We start from the raw sequence: 15,981 nt of genomic DNA, 5'->3' as shown, positions 1-15,981 counted from the left end.
TACAAATGTTGGTCAAACACGAATTCATAACCAGGCCAATCTGATCAGAACACGTGGCGGTCAACGGCGCTGGCCTTCGCCGAGGCCAGGCACAGGCTTGTCTGCAGTTGTTGTTCTTTCACGTTAATTGCTGAGCTGGATTACGCGAAGATCAACGAACGAAGCGCTGTACATCAGGGTGATGTGTTGCTGGCAATGATCGGCACGATTGGCAATCCCACGGTTGTAGAAATCGAACCCAACTTCGCCATCAAAAATGTGGCCTTGTTGAAAGTCCCAGAAACACAGAACAGCTACTTTCTTCAGTACTACCTCAGCACACCTTCAGTGATTGCAAAAATGCAATCTGAAGCAAAAGGCACAACACAAAAATTTGTTGGCCTGGGTTATCTCAGAGCCTTTCCTATCAGCATCCCCACGCTTGCTGAGCAGCAGAAAATCGTTGAAAAGCTTGACGAGCTACGCACAGAATCTGAGCGCCTCGAATCCATCTACCGCCAAAAACTCACCGCCCTCGACGATCTCAAAAAATCGCTGCTTCACCAAGCCTTCAGCGGGCAATTGTGAGGCCATTGGTTTTCCCTGATGAGTTAGTCAGGGTCGTTCTATAAAATGAAGTCTATGGACCGTATACAGTCGATCAACCCCGCCCGCATTGCCTGGTGTTGTGCCGATCATGGCATCACGCCGGAGGCGCTTGCGGCCGAGGTTGGCATATCGGCGGATCGCATGTCTGCTGTGATGCACGATGGCGAAGGATTGACCTTCAACCAACTGCGCAGCGTGGCCGATTTCTTTGGCCGTGGCGTGCTCTTTTTTCTGGAAGCGGAACCGGTAGAGGCACCACATGTCCACACGCCCCAGTTTCGCACCCTGGCCAGCCAAAACCCTGAACTCTCCCCTCGACTCAAGAACCTGATCGAACGCGTTGAAAAGCAACGCCAGATTTTCCTGAGTCTGCAGGATGAGCTGGACAGCGACGCTTGGACGCCCTTTGAAGCGCTCGACCTGCCCAGCCGCGATGTGGCCACTGCCGCCCGCCATGTGCGCCAGTGGCTGGGCTTGGGCGACAAAAACAATTTCGAGTCTTTACGCGAAGCGGTCGAAGCCAAGGGCATTCTGGTCTTCCGCACCAACGGCTACAACGGCAAATGGCAAATCGCCAAGGAAAGCCCAATTGCTGGCTTTGCTCTGTACGACGAGCAATGCCCGGTCATCGTCGTCAAAAAGATGGCCAGCGAAGCCGCTCAAAGCTTCACGCTCATGCATGAGCTGGCCCATGTGCTGCTGCACAAGACCAGCTGGATCGACGAAGAATCCGACTTGCGCAGTACCCAAGGCCGCGAACGTGAGGCGAACCAGTTTGCCGGTCTGGTTTTGGTGCCAGACGCGTTTTTCAAGCAAATCGACGACTTGAGCCGCCCGGCAGAGGTGGCCATGCTGGACGAATGGCTCCGACCCCACCATTTGAAGTGGGGCGCGAGCACCGAAGTCATCTTGCGCAGGCTCATGGACGTGGGGCGACTGCCCCTGGCTGTCTATATGGCCTACCGCGAGTTGGTATCGGACAGAACCTATAACAATGAAGATCAGGGTGGGTCGCGCGCATACCGGTATCGCGAACCCAGACACATGTTTGGTGATCGGTATGTGCGCACAGTGCTTGACTCCCTCAGCGCGCAGCACATCACGCTGTCCAAAGCCAGTGGCTACCTGGACGGTTTGAAGATTGCAGATGTGCACGCGCTGGAGCGGTTCTGTGCACACCCTTGACGCCTCATCCATCCTCCACGCGTGGGACAACTACCCATTCACCCAGTTTCCCGGTTTGTGGGACTGGTTGGCAGGTGAAATACAGGACCAGAGGCTGTCGATTCCTACGGTCGCCCTTGAAGAGGTAGGTCACAAATCCCCCGATTGCGCCACATGGCTCAAGTCCCAGAACATTCGTCGCTTGCCCATGGGCAATGCGGTTCTCCAGGCCGCCAAGCAAATCAAGGATGAAGTGGGCATCCAGAACGACAAGTACCACCCAAAGGGCGTTGACGAAAACGACATCCTGATCATTGCCTCCGCGCAGTACCACGGGACCACCTTGGTGACCGATGAAAAGCGCCAGTTCGGCAAACAGAACGAACCGACCAAGCGGAAAATCCCTGCCGTGTGTGACTTGCCCGGCGTGCAGGTGGCTCACTTGAACTTTTTGGACTACCTCAGGCAATCTCAGCAGGTATTTTGAAACCCGTGTCCGTCGTCGGTTGCCATAAACCCAAAAACAAGCCTCCTGTTGTTAATCTGACCACATTGATGTATATTCGACAACATCGTTGTCAATTGAACATCAAACCATGAACGAAGCCCAGCTCATCGAGGTTTTTGGCGGTCAGGCCCGATTCAAAGTGCTTCAAGCACTGTTTGCCGAGCCAGGCCGGGGCTATGGGCCGCGTGAGCTGGCCGCAGCTTCAGGCATAGACCCCGGTAACACGGCCCGGCTGCTCAAGCGCTGGGCCGTGGCTGGCCTGGTGCAGCGCCGTCAGCAAGATGGCCTGCCCCGCTATTACGCCAGCACAGACCCGCAGCTGGCACCGCTGGTGACCCTCATGCAGCAAGACAGCGCGCTGGTGCGCACGCTGCGTGAAACCCTTGAGAAACTCGATGGGATCGAAGTGGCCTTGGTGTTTGGCTCAGTGGCCCGGGGCCAAGCCACTGCCAACAGCGATGTCGACGTGCTGATTCTGGGCACAACTTCTGAACTCAAGGTCAACGCCGCACTCAGGCCTGCAGGTCGCCAGTTGGGCCGAAAGGTGCACGCCACTGCGTGTACGATAGAAGCATTCAAAAAACAGGTGACAGACCGTGAAAGCTTTGCCCAAGAGGTTGCCCAAAGCCCTCGCATTCCACTGATTGGACAGTTTGATGCTGCGATCTTTTCAGCGCCTGGCCAGTGAGCCAGATGCCCCCGTCAAACAGCAAGCGACCAACGCCAAGGACGCAGTGGCTTGGCTCCAGATTGCGCAGGTCAAGTTGACAGATGCTCAGCAAACCGCCGTGTCATCCGGCACCCGCATGGACGCGGACCGAGGGCTACAGCCATGAACCAAGCTGAAACCCGCGCCGAACACATCGACCCCGGTCGGAGCGCCAGCAAAACGTGCGCAACATGCAGCTATAGGTTGGGCGACCATATAGAGGATGTCCTCCATATGGTCCAAATCATCACAAGCATTTGAGGACTGGTTCATGAACATTGCAGCAACGCACTTCGACGGCAAAGACATTCGCCGTGTTTATGACGAAGCCAGTGAGACTTGGTGGTTCTCGGTGGTGGACGTCGTGCAGGTCCTGACTGATAGCAGCAGCGCTCGTCGCTACTGGTCGGATCTCAAGCGCAAACTGGCGCAAGAAGCGGGTTCCAACCAACTGTACGAGAAAATCGTACAGTTGAAATTAGCCTCAACAGACGGCCGTTTGCGTGAAACAGACTGCGCAGAAGCAACTACGCTGCTTCGCTTGGTGCAGTCCATCCCCAGCCCCAAGGCAGAACCCATCAAGCTCTGGCTGGCCAAGGTGGGCTACGAGCGCATGCAGGAAATGACCGACCCCGCCCTGTCGCTCAACCGCGCCCGTGAGACATGGCAGCAGCATGGCCGCAGCGACAAGTGGATTCAGCAACGCATGACGGGGCAGGAAACCCGCAACAAGCTGACCGACTATTGGCGCGAACATGATGTGAAAAGCGGCGACGAATTCGCCATGCTCACCAACATCATTCACCAAGAGTGGTCGGGCGTGAGTGTGAAAGAGCATAAGAACATCAAGGGCCTGAAAACACACAATCTGCGTGACCACATGAGCGAGGCCGAACTGATCTTCACAGCGCTGGCTGAACTCTCAACCCGACAAGTGGCAGAAACCCAGCAGGCGACCGGTTTACAAGAAAACAAAGGGGCTGCAGTGATGGGTGGTCGCATTGCCAAGCAAGCCCGCCAGCAGCTGGAGCAGCAAACAGGCCGATCTGTGGTGACAGGCGACAACTATCTGGCACCCCCCAACAAAAAATTAAAAGCCAAATCAACTGTTGCAAAAACTGCAACGGTTCAAAAAACACCGCGCAAGAAGGTGTGAAAGACCGATCCATGAACGAAGCCGAAACCCGCGCCGAACACATCGACCCGGCCCTGGCCGCCGCAGGCTGGGGCCAGGTGGATGGCAGCCGCATCTTGCGGGAGCACAACATCACGGCGGGCCGCCTGCAAGGCGCGGGCAAGCGGGCGCGGGCCGACATTGCCGACTATGTGCTGGTCTACCGCAACACCAAGCTGGCGGTGATCGAGGCCAAGGCTTGGGCCAAGCCGCTGACCGAGGGCGTGGGCCAAGAGCTACGCGGCCAAGCTGGCCATTCGCCACACCTATGCCACCAACGGCCAGGGCATTTACGGCATCGACATGCACACGGGGGCCGAGGGCGAAGTGACCCGCTACCCCACGCCCGATGAGCTGTGGGACATGGCCTTTGGCGAGAGCGAGGCGCAAGCGGCCGCTTGGCGCAAACGCTTTGCCGCCGTCCCGCTCGAAGACAAAGGCGGCACCTGGACGGGTCGCTATTACCAAGAGAGCGCCATCACCCGCGTGCTGGAGGCAGTGGCCAACGGCAAAGACCGTGTGCTGCTGACGCTGGCCACAGGCACGGGCAAGACCTTCATCGCGTTTCAGCTGGCGTGGAAGCTGTTTCACAGCCGCTGGAACCTGAAGGATTGGAAAGAAGGCACCGAGCCCAGCCGCCGCCCACGCATTTTGTTTTTGGCCGACCGCAACATCCTGGCCGATCAGGCGTTCACCGCGTTCTCGCCCTTCCCCGAAGATGCGGTGGTGCGCATCGACCCCAGCGACATCAAGAAGAAAGGCCGCGTGCCCAAGAACGGCAGCGTGTTCTTCACGATCTTCCAGACCTTCATGAGCGGGCCGGGTGAAACGCCCTACTTTGGCGAATACCCGCCGGACTTTTTTGACTTCATCATCATCGACGAGTGCCACCGGGGCGGCGCGAACGACGAAGGCAGCTGGCGGGCCATCCTCGAATACTTCAGCCCCGCCGTGCAGCTGGGCCTGACGGCAACACCCAAGCGCACGATCAACGCCGACACCTATGGCTATTTTGGCGACCCGGTTTACACCTACTCGCTCAAGGACGGCATCAACGATGGCTTTTTGACGCCGTTTCGCGTCAAGCAGATCGTGACCACGCTGGACGATTACGTCTACACCGCCGACGACATGGTGCTGGACGGCGAAGTGCAGCAAGGCAAGCGCTACGAAGAAAAAGACTTCAACCGCAGCATCGAGATCAAAGAGCGCGAGGCCTACCGCGTCAAGCTGTTCATGGACAGCATCGACCAGCGCGAAAAGACCATCGTGTTTTGCGCCACCCAGCAGCACGCCCTGCTGGTGCGCGACCTGATCAACCAGATCAAGACCAGCCCCGCGCCCGACTACTGCGTGCGCGTGACGGCCAACGACGGCAAGCTGGGCGAGCAGCACCTGAGCCAATTTCAGGACAACGAGAAATCGCTGCCCACCATCCTGACCACGTCGCAAAAACTCTCCACAGGCGTGGACGCCCGCAACGTGCGCAACATCGTGCTAATGCGGCCTGTGAATTCGATGATCGAGTTCAAACAAATCATCGGGCGCGGCACGCGCCTGTATGACGGCAAGGATTACTTCACGATCTACGACTTTGTGAAGGCGCACCACCTGTTCAGCGACCCGGAATGGGACGGCGAACCTGTGCAGCCAGAACCACCGACCGAAAAGCCTTTGCCGCCGAGCTGGCAACCACAAGACCCGACCGAGCCACCCAAAGTGAGCATGTCAGGCGAAGACCGCCCGGCCAAGCTGGTGGTCAAACTGGCCGACGGCAAAACACGCACCCTCCAGCACATCACCTCCACCAGCTACTGGGGGCCAGACGGCAAGCCGCTGTCACCCGCTCAGTTTTTGGAAAGCTTGTTTGGCGCCCTGCCCGATTTCTTCAAAAACGAAGATGAACTGCGCACCCTGTGGGCCGACCCAACCACGCGCAAAGCGCTGCTAAGCGGCTTGGCAGACAAAGGCTTTGGCCGCGACCCGCTGCGCGAAATGCAACGCATCATCGAAGCCGAGAAAAGCGACCTCTTCGACGTGCTGGCCTACGTGGCCTTTGCGCTGCCCACCGAGACACGCGCCACCCGAGCAGATCGCGCCAAGGCGCACAACGCGATGACCTACGGGCAAAAGCAACAAGCGTTTTTAACGTTTGTGCTGGACCAGTACGTGACCCAAGGCGTAGACCAACTCGACGCCGACAAGCTCACCCCACTGCTGAAGCTGCGCTACAACAACGCGCTGCATGACGCGATGGCGGATTTGGGGGATGCGGTGCAGGTTAGGCAGGCGTTTGTGGGGATGCAGCGATATTTGTATAACTAAAATACATTATTAATCATCAAAACTCACTTATCAATAAAATTTAATTTTTATTAAAATCAGATAGGACTATTTATGCTGATCAATTTTGATGAACGAACATTCTCTGCCGTAATTCGTGCAGGAGACTCACGACGTTTTCAAATAGATTTAAAAAAAGATAGAGATTCGATCATCAAAAAGGCAATTGACACAGCAGCAACAGGTTTTCCTTTTTTTGGACCAATTAATATTTCAAAAATCAAAAACCGAGACTGTTCATCATTATCAGATTACTCGCAAACTCTAATTCTTCGCTTTGTATCGAAATTTTTAAGCCATAGGTTCCGAGTTGACATTAAAAATAGAGATCGAACAGTAAGATCTGTGATTGAGGCGCTCACAGACTCAACTCCAATGTATATTTTACGTAGAGATATCTCCTCTTTTTATGAGTCGATTCCAATCGAGCAGTTAAAAATTAAAGTTGCACGCAGCGCTTATATGCCCTCGGTCATTAAACAGTTCATCGAAGTTTATTTTCAAACTTTTTGTCTTGGTTCCACACAAGGACTTCCTCGTGGAATTTCTCTGAGTCCGGTGCTTGCGGAGCTCGCAATGGAAGATTTTGACAAGGCAGTACGTGGATTGCAAGGTGTTTATCGATACTTTAGATATTCCGATGACATTCTTATTTTTTCTTTTAAATCACCAGAGGAAATTGAGCATGAGTTGTTAAGTCTACTTCCAGCCGGGATGCACTTCAATAAAGCAAAGGAAGACCGAATAGACGTTGATTGCAAAGAAAAAGCAGACCAACAAAAAACGGATTTCGAGTATTTAGGTTATAAATACATTTTTTCTAATTTGGCAATTGGAAAAATGCATCGAATTGTTAAGGTAGAGATTGCGGAAAAAAAGATTTTAAAAATAAAAACCAGAATTTTTTGCGCATTAAAAGCTTACGCTAAAGATCGTAAATTTTCACTTTTACACATGCGGCTTAGATTTTTGGCTGGCAACTTTACGGTTTTACGTCATGGGGCAAGCTCGATAAAAACATCTAAAGATGTAAAATCTGGAATTTATTATAACTACAAATTATGTGGTACATACAAGGGAGGCGATCTTATTCAGTATGAAGGTGCTGAACTTAAAGCATTAGATGCATTTTATAATTCTTTGTTAAAAAATACGACTGGAATGCGCGTTAGTCTTAGCGCCTCGCAACTTACACAGCTTCGTGCCATTTCTTTTTTCAAAGGATTTTCATTAAAGTATTCGGAAAAATTTGATGCAATCGAAGTAACAGAAATCAAGAAAGTTTGGCGTAATGTTTAAGAAAATAAAGAATTCATGGCATTACAGACCACTGCTAACGGAGACCTTGCCGTATGAATTGCCAGTGATATTTGGAAACGAAGGCCTTTACTACGGCCGCAGTAAAAAAATTAGTCCAGATGCGACTACTTTATTGGCAAATATTTTCTCAAAAGCTGATAAGGTCACAATTCCCTACAATTATTCGATAAGGAAAGATAGTTCGCGACAAACATTATTAAGTATGATCCATCCGTTGCTTCAGTTAGAGTTTTGTGATTTCTACGCTCAGTATGAAAATGCAATACTTGATCAATGCCGCAGAAGTCAGTTTTCACTTCGACATCCTGCAGCATTAGCAGCAGTTTATGTTGCAAGAGCAAAAAATAATGAAGTAACCCATAAAGTTGGACAAGTTGAAATCAGATCAAATGAAATAGAAATCGAACTGTCGAAATTAGTTTCTTACTTCTCATATGAGAAGTATTCACTACTCAACAAGTTCTATGAATCAAAAGAATTTGTTCGATTAGAAAAACGCTTTTCTCATTTGAGGCAAATTGACATTTCGAAGTGCTTTTATGGGATCTATACGCATTCATTGACCTGGGCTACCAGAAGTAAAGATTTTGCCAAAAATAATCTTGGAACATACTATTTTGAAGCAGCCTATGACACATTGATGCAACGTGCAAATCACAATGAAACAAATGGGATTGTCGTTGGACCTGAAATCTCCCGTATATTTGCAGAAATAATTCTTCAAGGCATAGATGTTGCTGTCCAATCTCAACTCAGGTTGGAATATAAACTTGTTGAAGGACAAGATTATTCAATTAGACGATATGTTGATGATTTTTCGATTTTCTCCAATACAAATGAAAATTTAACAAAGATAGAAAAAGTTATTCGCCATCACCTTAGCAAGTTCAAACTTTATGTAAATGAATCTAAGGTTAGAAGTTTTGAAAGACCATTTGTTACGTCATTGAGTCAAGCACGGACGGCTCTAAGGGCTTCCATAAGTAACGCGAAACGGACGGTGATGGGAGAAAACTGGGAGCAAGGTGAAAAACTATCCTCTGATGAACGCCATACTATTGGGGGATTACTTAATTCTGTACGTTCAATCGTCCATCAATATGATGTGCAAGTTGGTCACGTCAGTGGAAGCTTGCTTGGTGATTTGCGTTCGCTTGTACGTATGACTAACAGGGAGGTTTCCGATAGTAGTGGCGCTTGGGCCGCTAATTGGAATTACACAATTCAAAGAGTTTTGGAGTGTGCTTTTTATGTTGCTGCTGTTGATTTGCGGGTAAGGACAACGTATGGACTGTGCCAGTTGTTGAGTTTGATTTCCGGCATGCGATCGGCAGTATCTAAAGAATACTGGAACCAAATTGAACACCTTGTTTCAGAGGAGTTAGTACTCCTTTGCAAATTAGCATACAAGGAGAGTGATCAGCATTCTCGCCATGACTCAGTGGAGCTTTTCAACGCTTTAATATGCGGCGCACATAATCTAGGCAATGCATTTTTGAAACTGCCAGATGTTGTCAGAATTCTTGATGAAATTACAGATGGTGATATTACTTACTTCAAATACATTTCGTTAAAATTTTGTTTTCTCAAAGACAAACAATTTTTTTCGAGTCAGTTGCAAAAATTAAATGACAAAGCATTGGCTACAAAATTTGATAAAAATTTAATCCGCCAAAATAGCGAGAGTTTCCACTTTTTTTGCGACATCCTCAGTGCACCAGATTTAAGTACAGCACAAAAAAGAGACCTATATAAAAAAATATTTGGTGGAAATCCATCAAACGCCACACTAGATGAAGTGGCTAAAGTGATTGGATTCGTTGATTGGAATGGAGTAGCTATCGAACATACATTGCGCAGAAGGCAACTTCGCCCTGTGTACGCTGTGGCATAGTATGGATTGGGATGCTTGATTTAGGCAAAGATCGTGCGACTGAGTTGCAACGAAGTCACACTTACGGTTACTGATGTAATTTTTCAGTAAGCGAGCTCGAAAGAGCACACACATGTTGACTAAACAAGCATCCCCCTTCGGGGCCTTCGCTCCTTGAATCAATGATTCAAATGTTCCCAAGCCTTCTCCAACCGCTTGATGCTCACCGGCTGCGGGGTGCGCAGTTCTTGCGCGAAGAAGCGCACGCGCAACTCTTGGGTGCCTTTGCGCTTGGCCACCAAGCGCCAGTAGTGTTGCTCGTGCGGTTTCAGCTCGGTCAGGCGCTGGGCATCGCGGGCAGGGTCAGCTCGTTTTCGTCTAGCGAATCACAACAACGCATCCAACCCCTTGCGGTCCAGCAAGTTCAGCAACTTGAGCGACGGGCCGCTGGGATGTTTTTCACCGATCTCCCATTTGCGCACGGTGGACGCACTCGTGTTGAGCACCGAAGCCATCACCGTCTGACTGAGGTTGTGCTGTTCGCGAAGGGCGCGGATTTGGGCGCTGTCATAAGGCGCAATCGGCTCCATGCACAGCGCGTCGAGCTTTTGCATCTTGCGCTTGTCGATAAAACCCAAACGCTCCAGGTCGGCCGCTGTTTCGTAAACCGTTTCCAACACACGGCTGGAGATTTGGGGTTTAGCCTTGGATTTCGCTTTAGTGCTCATGGCAAATCTCCTGTAATGATCCGTCTTGCGCCGCGACTTCAAGCTGAGCACCGGACAAGTCCAGCAGTTGTTTGGCCAGCCACTGCAAAGCTTCCAGCTCGGTGCTGGTCACATTGGCCTTTTCGTTCTTTTCGAACCCGAACACAAAAAACCAACGGCTGGCCTTGCGCGTCGCCACCAATGTGCGGGTGCCGCCCCGCTTGCCGCGACCCGGCAAAGCAACCCGCTTCTTGAGCACATCACCACCCAAATCGGCATCCACCAAGCCACTGACCATCTCGCTCACGGCCAAGCACAAAGTCTCATCCGTCAGATCGTTTTTACGCATCCATTTGGCAAATTGGCGGGTTTTGAAGACGCGGTGGATAATTTAAATTATGCCACTCAGTGACATAGAAAATTTCCCCCTCAATGATTCAACTGCCCCCAAGCCTTCTTCAGCCGCTTGATGCTAACGGGCTGCGGGGTGCGCAGCTCTTGTGCGAAGAAGCTCACGCGCAACTCTTCCAGTAGCCAGCGGAACTCCAGCATGCGGGCGTCTTGGGCACCTTTGCGATCGGCCACCAAACAGGTCATGAATCGACTTGAAATATTGCATATTGCTGGTATTTATTGACAACTACCGACTTTATGAAATAATTTAGCCATGTCACCCACCCCAGCCTCCCTCACCGATCTTGCCCAAGGCAAGACACTGCTGCGCCCCAGCGATGCTGTGGCGCAGGGCCGCTCGCGTCTGTATCTGGCGCAGCTGGCTCGCCGGGGGCTGATTCACAAGGTCAGTCGCGGGCTGTACGCCCTGCCGCAGCGCCAAGCCTCCGAGTTCGCTGGCTTGGCCGAAGTGGCAAGCAAACACCCGCAAGTATTGGTGTGCCTGCTGTCTGCACTGGCCTTCCACGGACTGACCACTCAAGCACCCTTTGAAGTGTGGGTGGCTGTGGACAACAAAGCCCGCGCACCACAGTTCGATTACCCGCCCCTGCGCGTCGCGCGTTTCAGTGGACCAGCGCTGACCGAGGGCGTGGCGCTACACGACATTGAAGGCGTTTCAGTCAAAGTGACGAGCGTGGCCAAAACCATCGCGGACTGCTTCAAGTTCCGAAACAAAATCGGCCTGGACGTGGCACTGGAAGCGCTGAAAGAAGCATGGCACACCAAGCGGGTCACGATGGATGAGCTTTGGCACTACGGGCAAATTTGCCGCGTGCAAAACGTGATGCGGCCTTACCTCGAAGGGCTGACCGCATGATCAACAAGCCTGCATCGGTCAGGGCCAGACTGCTCAACAAGGCCAAAGCCGACCAGCTGGATTTCTCGCTGGTTTTGACCCGCTACGGCTTGGAACGTCTGCTCTACCGATTGAGTATTTCGTCCAATAAAGACCATTTTTTGCTCAAGGGCGCATTGCTGTTTGACATGTGGTTCGATGTTCCGCATCGGCCCACCCGCGACATCGACCTGCTCGGTTTTGGATTGGCAGAAGAACCCGTTGTACATGAGGTGTTTCGCGAAATTTGCGGTATTAAATGCGATGACGCCATTGTGTTTGACTCAGGCAGCATTCAAGTCACCGAGATTCGCAAGGATGCCAATTACTCGGGGTTGCGCGTCACACTGCAAGGTCAGCTCGATGGTGCACGCTGCCCAGTGCAAGTCGACATTGGCTACGGTGATGCCGTCACACCAGCGCCGGAGCTGGCCGACTATCCGGTGATGCTGGCGGACCTGCCTGCGCCCAGGATCAGGGTCTATCCGCGTTACACCGTGGTGGCCGAGAAGTTCGAAGCCATCGTTTCGTTGGGCATGGCCAACACCCGCCTCAAAGACTACTTTGACCTGTGGGTCTTACTCTCGACCCAAGCGCTCGATCCTGAAATGATGCAAACGGCCATCGCAGCCACGCTTGAACGGCGTCAAACACCCATGCCGACATCGACGCCCATTGGTTTTTCACCAGTCTTTGGTCACGATCCGCAGAAAAGCAAGCAATGGCATGCCTTCCTTCAAAAGAACCAGCTTCAGGCGCCACCGCTCAATTCGGTCATTGAACTGTTGCGCGAAAAGCTGGTTTCTAGATAGCCACAACCATGTTTTGACTGGCATCCAGCCTTCAATAAACCGGCTGGTGCTGCTTCAAGCTGTCAATCACTTCCGGCGTCAGCACAAACCCCGCGCCATACAACGCGGCCAGTTCAGCACAACGCTTGGCAAACGCATCCACGCCCTGGCCATAGATGAACTGCAGCGCGCCACCTGTCCAGGCCGGAAAGCCGATGCCGAAGATCGAGCCGATGTTGCCGTCGTGCACCGAGGTCAGCACGCCTTCTTGCAGGCAGCGGGCGGTTTCCACGGCTTGGCGGTACAGCAGGCGGTCTTTGATGTCTTGCTGGCTGTAGGCCACGTCGGCTATTTCAAAGCGGGTTTTGAGTTCTGGCCACAGCACTTTTTTCTGGCCTGCGGGGTAGTCGTAAAAACCACCGCCTGCGGCGCGGCCGGGGCGCTTGAATTCTTTGACCATGCGCTCGACGAACAACTCACCGGGCGTGGCGGTGTGGGTTTTGCCTTCTTTGGCAAAGTCTTCGCGGGTCTGGTCCAGCACATGCACCGACAGCGACAGCGCCGTTTCGTCCAGCACGGCCAGCGGCCCCACCGGCATGCCCACTTGCATGGCCAGGTTCTCGATCACGGGGGCGGGGATGCCCTCGCCCAGCATGGCCGCGCCTTCCATCACAAAGGTGCCAAAGGTGCGGCTGGTATAAAAGCCACGCGAGTCGTTCACCACAATCGGCAATTTGCCCAAGGCTTGCACATAGTCATAAGCTCGGGCGATGGTTTCGTCGTCGGTCTGTGCGCCGCGAATGATCTCCACCAGCTGCATCTTGTCCACAGGGCTGAAGAAGTGGATGCCCACGAATTTCTCGGGCTTGGCGCTGGCCGTGGCCAAGCCGCTGATCGGCAAGGTGGAGGTGTTGCTGGCAAAGAAACCGCCTTCGGCCAACATCGGCTCGGCCTCTTGTGTCACCTTGGCCTTGAGTTCGCGGTTTTCAAACACGGCCTCAATGATCAGGTCGCAGCCTTTGAGGTCTGCAGCGCTGGCCGTGGGCTGGATCAGTGACAACAAGGCCGCTTGTTTGTCCGCCGCCATGCGGCCTTTTTCCACGCGTTTTTGGGTGCGCTTATGGCTGTAGGCCTTGCCTTTTTCAGCGGCCTCTTGACTCACGTCTTTGAGCACCGTGGCGATGCCCCGGCTGGCTTGTGAATACGCAATGCCCGAGCCCATCATGCCTGCGCCCAAGATGCCCACTTTTTGGGGCTTGTAGCGCGGTGCAGCCTTGGGGCGGCTTTGGCCGCCCTTGATGCTGTTCATGTTGAAGAAGAAGGTGTTGATCATGTTGCGCGCCACCTGGCTGGTCATCAGACCTGCGAGGTAACGGCTTTCGATGCGCATGGCGGTGTCAAAGTCCACCATCGCGCCTTCGACCATGGCGGCCAGCGCCGCTTCGGGCGCGGGGTACAGGCCGCGTGTTTTTTGTTTGAGCACGGCAGGGGCCACGCTCAGCATGCCCGCGATCTTGGGGTTGCTGGGCGTGCCGCCGGGCATTTTGTAGTCCTTGCGGTCCCACAGGTGCTGGGCCGCTTCGGGCTGGCCTTGGCTTGCTGCGATGTACGCCATAGCGCGGGGGCGCAGCTCGTCGTCACTGGCCACGATCTCGTGCACCAGGCCGAGCTTTTGTGCTTCTTCGGGGCCAAAGAGTTTGCTCTCCAGCACATAGGGCTGCGCAGCCAACAGGCCCAGTTGGCGCGTCATTTTGGTGATGCCACCGCCACCAGGAATCAAGCCCAGCGTGACTTCGGGCAGACCGAATTGGGTTTTGGGGTTGGCCGTGGCGATGCGGTAATGGCCGATCAATGCCACTTCCCAGCCGCCGCCCAGCGCCGTGCCGTTGAGGCAGCTGACCACCGGCACGCCCAGCGTCTCGATGGTGCGAAAAGCTTTCTTGATGCCTTCGATCTCGACAAAGACACGCGGGCCGTCCGAGGCTTGCGAGCGCATCACGCCCTTGAGGTCAGCCCCTGCAAAAAAGGTCGACTTGGCCGAGGCCAGGATGATCCCTTTTAAAGATGCCTTGTCTTTGGCCACCTGCTCAGCCGCCTGGGTCAGGTCGGCCTGCCATTGCAGACACATGGTGTTGACCGGCGAGCCTTGCTCGTCAAAAGTGATGGTGGCGATACCGTCCGCCAGTTCGTAGCGCAGTGTTTTCAAAATGATGTTGCTCATGGTGTTCTTTCCCCGGTCAAACGCGTTCAACGATGGTGGCAATGCCCATGCCGCCGCCCACACACAAAGTGGCCATGCCGTAACGCAGTTTGCGGCGGTGCAACTCGTCGATCAGGATGCCCAAAATCATCGCGCCCGTGGCCCCCAACGGGTGGCCCATGGCAATCGCGCCGCCATTGACGTTGACCTTGTCGTGCGACACGCCCATCTCTTGCATGAACTTCATGGGCACGGCGGCAAACGCCTCGTTGATCTCAAACAAATCGATCTGGTCAATCGTCAGCCCCGCCTTGGCCAGCGCCTTGCGAGCAGCCGGCATAGGGCCAGTCAGCATGATGGTCGGGTCAGCCCCGGACAAAGCCACCGACACGATGCGCGCACGCGGCGTGAGGCCGTGGATTTTGCCTGCGGCTTCCGAGCCGATCAGCACCGCCGCTGCGCCGTCCACGATGCCCGACGAGTTGCCTGCATGGTGCACATGGTGAATGCGTTCGACCTGTGGGTAGCGCTGCAAGGCCACCGCGTCAAAGCCCATGGCACCGAGTTGTTCAAACGAGGCTTTCAGGCCACCCAGTGTTTCCACCGTGGTGCTGGGTTTGATGAATTCGTCTTGCGCCAGGATGACCTGACCGAGCTTGTCTTTGACCGGCACCACTGAGCCATCGAAGTAGCCCGCTGCACGCGCGGCCGTGGCACGCTTTTGCGACTCGACCGCAAAGGCGTCCACATCGTGACGGCTGAAGCCGCTCATGGTGGCAATCAGGTCAGCGCCAATGCCTTGCGGCACAAACAGGGTGGCGCTGTTGGTTTCGGGGTCTTGTGCCCAAGCACCGCCGTCCGAGCCAATCGGCACGCGGCTCATGCTTTCCAGGCCACCAGCCACGACCAGGTCTTCCCAGCCGCTGCGCACCTTCATGGCGGCCATGTTGACCGCTTCCAGGCCCGAGGCGCAAAAGCGGTTGAGCTGCACGCCCGAGCAGCGCCAGTCCCAACCCGCAGCCAGTGCCGCCACTTTGGGGATGACTGAGCCTTGTTCACCAATCGGCGAGACCACGCCCATGACCACGTCGTCCACCGCAGCGGTGTCGAACTGGTTGCGGCTTTGCAGCTCGCGCAGCACCCCGCTCAGCAAGCTGATGGGTTTCACTTCGTGCAGGCTGCCGTCTTTCTTGCCTTTGCCACGCGGTGTGCGTATGGCGTCATAAACAAATGCTTCGCTCATGCTGTCTGTCTCCTGGGTGTCATCAGGGGGTTTGCCCTGTGTTGTGGGGTTCGGCATTCAGTATAGACTTTTA

At 53.9% G+C, this 15,981-nt stretch carries 14 protein-coding genes and 3 pseudogenes; 11 read left to right on the top strand and 6 right to left on the bottom strand.

Annotation, left to right across the window (positions count from 1 at the left end):
- The first annotated feature begins 69 nt into the window (after window positions 1-69).
- The 9 genes and pseudogenes from B9Z47_RS04560 (at window position 70) to drt3b (ending at window position 9,700) form a co-directional block, all read left to right on the top strand.
- Window positions 70-567: a restriction endonuclease subunit S gene (locus B9Z47_RS04560; protein ID WP_108329989.1), complete on the top strand. Its 498-nt coding sequence runs from the start codon at window positions 70-72 to the stop codon at window positions 565-567.
- A gap of 54 nt (window positions 568-621) precedes the next feature.
- Window positions 622-1,773, top strand: coding sequence for an ImmA/IrrE family metallo-endopeptidase (locus tag B9Z47_RS04555; protein ID WP_108330098.1), 1,152 nt, complete (start codon window positions 622-624; stop codon window positions 1,771-1,773).
- Window positions 1,760-2,239 (top strand): DUF4411 family protein, encoded by a 480-nt coding sequence (locus B9Z47_RS04550; protein WP_108329988.1) that lies wholly within the window; start codon window positions 1,760-1,762, stop codon window positions 2,237-2,239. Before B9Z47_RS04555 ends, B9Z47_RS04550 begins: the two co-directional genes overlap by 14 nt.
- 109 nt (window positions 2,240-2,348) lie before the next feature.
- Window positions 2,349-2,948: a nucleotidyltransferase domain-containing protein gene (locus B9Z47_RS04545; protein ID WP_108329987.1), complete on the top strand. Its 600-nt coding sequence runs from the start codon at window positions 2,349-2,351 to the stop codon at window positions 2,946-2,948.
- The gene (locus tag B9Z47_RS04540; protein ID WP_108329986.1) at window positions 2,917-3,096 is read left to right on the top strand and encodes a hypothetical protein; all 180 of its coding nucleotides are present in this window, start codon (window positions 2,917-2,919) and stop codon (window positions 3,094-3,096) included. Before B9Z47_RS04545 ends, B9Z47_RS04540 begins: the two co-directional genes overlap by 32 nt.
- Window positions 3,097-3,240: 144 nt before the next feature.
- The gene (locus B9Z47_RS04535) at window positions 3,241-4,125 is read left to right on the top strand and encodes a Bro-N domain-containing protein (protein WP_108329985.1); all 885 of its coding nucleotides are present in this window, start codon (window positions 3,241-3,243) and stop codon (window positions 4,123-4,125) included.
- An 11-nt stretch (window positions 4,126-4,136) separates the two neighbouring features.
- Window positions 4,137-6,468 (top strand): annotated as a pseudogene (gene hsdR / locus B9Z47_RS04530) (EcoAI/FtnUII family type I restriction enzme subunit R).
- A gap of 72 nt (window positions 6,469-6,540) precedes the next feature.
- A complete protein-coding gene (gene drt3a / locus B9Z47_RS04525; RefSeq protein WP_108329984.1) occupies window positions 6,541-7,785 on the top strand; it encodes an antiviral reverse transcriptase Drt3a in 1,245 nt (414 codons plus the stop codon).
- Window positions 7,778-9,700: an antiviral reverse transcriptase Drt3b gene (drt3b, locus tag B9Z47_RS04520; protein ID WP_108329983.1), complete on the top strand. Its 1,923-nt coding sequence runs from the start codon at window positions 7,778-7,780 to the stop codon at window positions 9,698-9,700. The genes drt3a and drt3b overlap by 8 nt, the downstream gene beginning before the upstream one ends.
- Before the next feature lie 158 nt (window positions 9,701-9,858).
- On the opposite strand, the pseudogene B9Z47_RS04515 reads toward drt3b, so the two are convergent.
- The 4 genes and pseudogenes from B9Z47_RS04515 to B9Z47_RS04500 all read right to left on the bottom strand — a co-directional run.
- Window positions 9,859-10,050 (bottom strand): annotated as a pseudogene (locus B9Z47_RS04515) (DUF3418 domain-containing protein); the annotation flags it as partial.
- A gap of 15 nt (window positions 10,051-10,065) precedes the next feature.
- Window positions 10,066-10,407 (bottom strand): DNA-binding transcriptional regulator, encoded by a 342-nt coding sequence (locus tag B9Z47_RS04510; protein ID WP_108329982.1) that lies wholly within the window; start codon window positions 10,405-10,407, stop codon window positions 10,066-10,068.
- Window positions 10,397-10,774, bottom strand: a complete 378-nt coding sequence (locus tag B9Z47_RS04505; protein WP_108329981.1) for a type II toxin-antitoxin system RelE/ParE family toxin — start codon at window positions 10,772-10,774, stop codon at window positions 10,397-10,399. The genes B9Z47_RS04510 and B9Z47_RS04505 overlap by 11 nt, the downstream gene beginning before the upstream one ends.
- A gap of 41 nt (window positions 10,775-10,815) precedes the next feature.
- A pseudogene (locus B9Z47_RS04500) lies at window positions 10,816-10,974 on the bottom strand (DUF3418 domain-containing protein); the annotation flags it as partial.
- Window positions 10,975-11,053: 79 nt separating this feature from the next.
- Between B9Z47_RS04500 and B9Z47_RS04495 the strand changes: the two are divergent.
- A complete protein-coding gene (locus tag B9Z47_RS04495; RefSeq protein WP_108329979.1) occupies window positions 11,054-11,656 on the top strand; it encodes a type IV toxin-antitoxin system AbiEi family antitoxin domain-containing protein in 603 nt (200 codons plus the stop codon).
- Entirely contained in the window at window positions 11,653-12,486 is an 834-nt protein-coding gene (locus tag B9Z47_RS04490; protein ID WP_108329978.1) for a nucleotidyl transferase AbiEii/AbiGii toxin family protein, read from the top strand. Before B9Z47_RS04495 ends, B9Z47_RS04490 begins: the two co-directional genes overlap by 4 nt.
- A 31-nt stretch (window positions 12,487-12,517) precedes the next feature.
- On the opposite strand, the gene B9Z47_RS04485 is transcribed toward B9Z47_RS04490, so the two are convergent.
- Together B9Z47_RS04485 and B9Z47_RS04480 are read right to left on the bottom strand one after the other, a co-directional pair.
- Window positions 12,518-14,671 carry a 3-hydroxyacyl-CoA dehydrogenase NAD-binding domain-containing protein gene (locus tag B9Z47_RS04485; RefSeq protein ID WP_108330097.1) on the bottom strand — a complete coding sequence of 718 codons (2,154 nt, stop codon included), beginning with the start codon at window positions 14,669-14,671 and terminating at the stop codon, window positions 12,518-12,520.
- Window positions 14,672-14,702: 31 nt separating this feature from the next.
- On the bottom strand, window positions 14,703-15,965 hold the full coding sequence (locus B9Z47_RS04480) for an acetyl-CoA C-acetyltransferase (RefSeq protein ID WP_108329977.1): 1,263 nt from the start codon (window positions 15,963-15,965) through the stop codon (window positions 14,703-14,705).
- Window positions 15,966-15,981: the final 16 nt, after the last annotated feature.

The organism is Limnohabitans sp. 2KL-1 (assembly GCF_003063435.1).
GTDB lineage: Bacteria > Pseudomonadota > Gammaproteobacteria > Burkholderiales > Burkholderiaceae_C > Limnohabitans_A.
The sequence above is the reverse complement of the archived record's forward strand: the minus strand, read 5'-3'. Positions and strand labels throughout refer to the sequence as shown.

Bases quoted from the DNA above. Each gene is read 5' to 3' on its own strand.
- B9Z47_RS04510 (WP_108329982.1), bottom strand. From the start codon at position 10,407: ATGAGCACTAAAGCGAAATCCAAGGCTAAACCCCAAATCTCCAGCCGT.
- drt3a (WP_108329984.1), top strand. From the start codon at position 6,541: ATGCTGATCAATTTTGATGAACGAACATTCTCTGCCGTAATTCGTGCA.
- B9Z47_RS04555 (WP_108330098.1), top strand. From the start codon at position 622: ATGGACCGTATACAGTCGATCAACCCCGCCCGCATTGCCTGGTGTTGT.
- B9Z47_RS04535 (WP_108329985.1), top strand. From the start codon at position 3,241: ATGAACATTGCAGCAACGCACTTCGACGGCAAAGACATTCGCCGTGTT.
- B9Z47_RS04545 (WP_108329987.1), top strand. From the start codon at position 2,349: ATGAACGAAGCCCAGCTCATCGAGGTTTTTGGCGGTCAGGCCCGATTC.
- B9Z47_RS04495 (WP_108329979.1), top strand. From the start codon at position 11,054: ATGTCACCCACCCCAGCCTCCCTCACCGATCTTGCCCAAGGCAAGACA.
- B9Z47_RS04540 (WP_108329986.1), top strand. From the start codon at position 2,917: ATGCTGCGATCTTTTCAGCGCCTGGCCAGTGAGCCAGATGCCCCCGTC.
- drt3b (WP_108329983.1), top strand. From the start codon at position 7,778: ATGTTTAAGAAAATAAAGAATTCATGGCATTACAGACCACTGCTAACG.
- B9Z47_RS04490 (WP_108329978.1), top strand. From the start codon at position 11,653: ATGATCAACAAGCCTGCATCGGTCAGGGCCAGACTGCTCAACAAGGCC.
- B9Z47_RS04480 (WP_108329977.1), bottom strand. From the start codon at position 15,965: ATGCCGAACCCCACAACACAGGGCAAACCCCCTGATGACACCCAGGAG.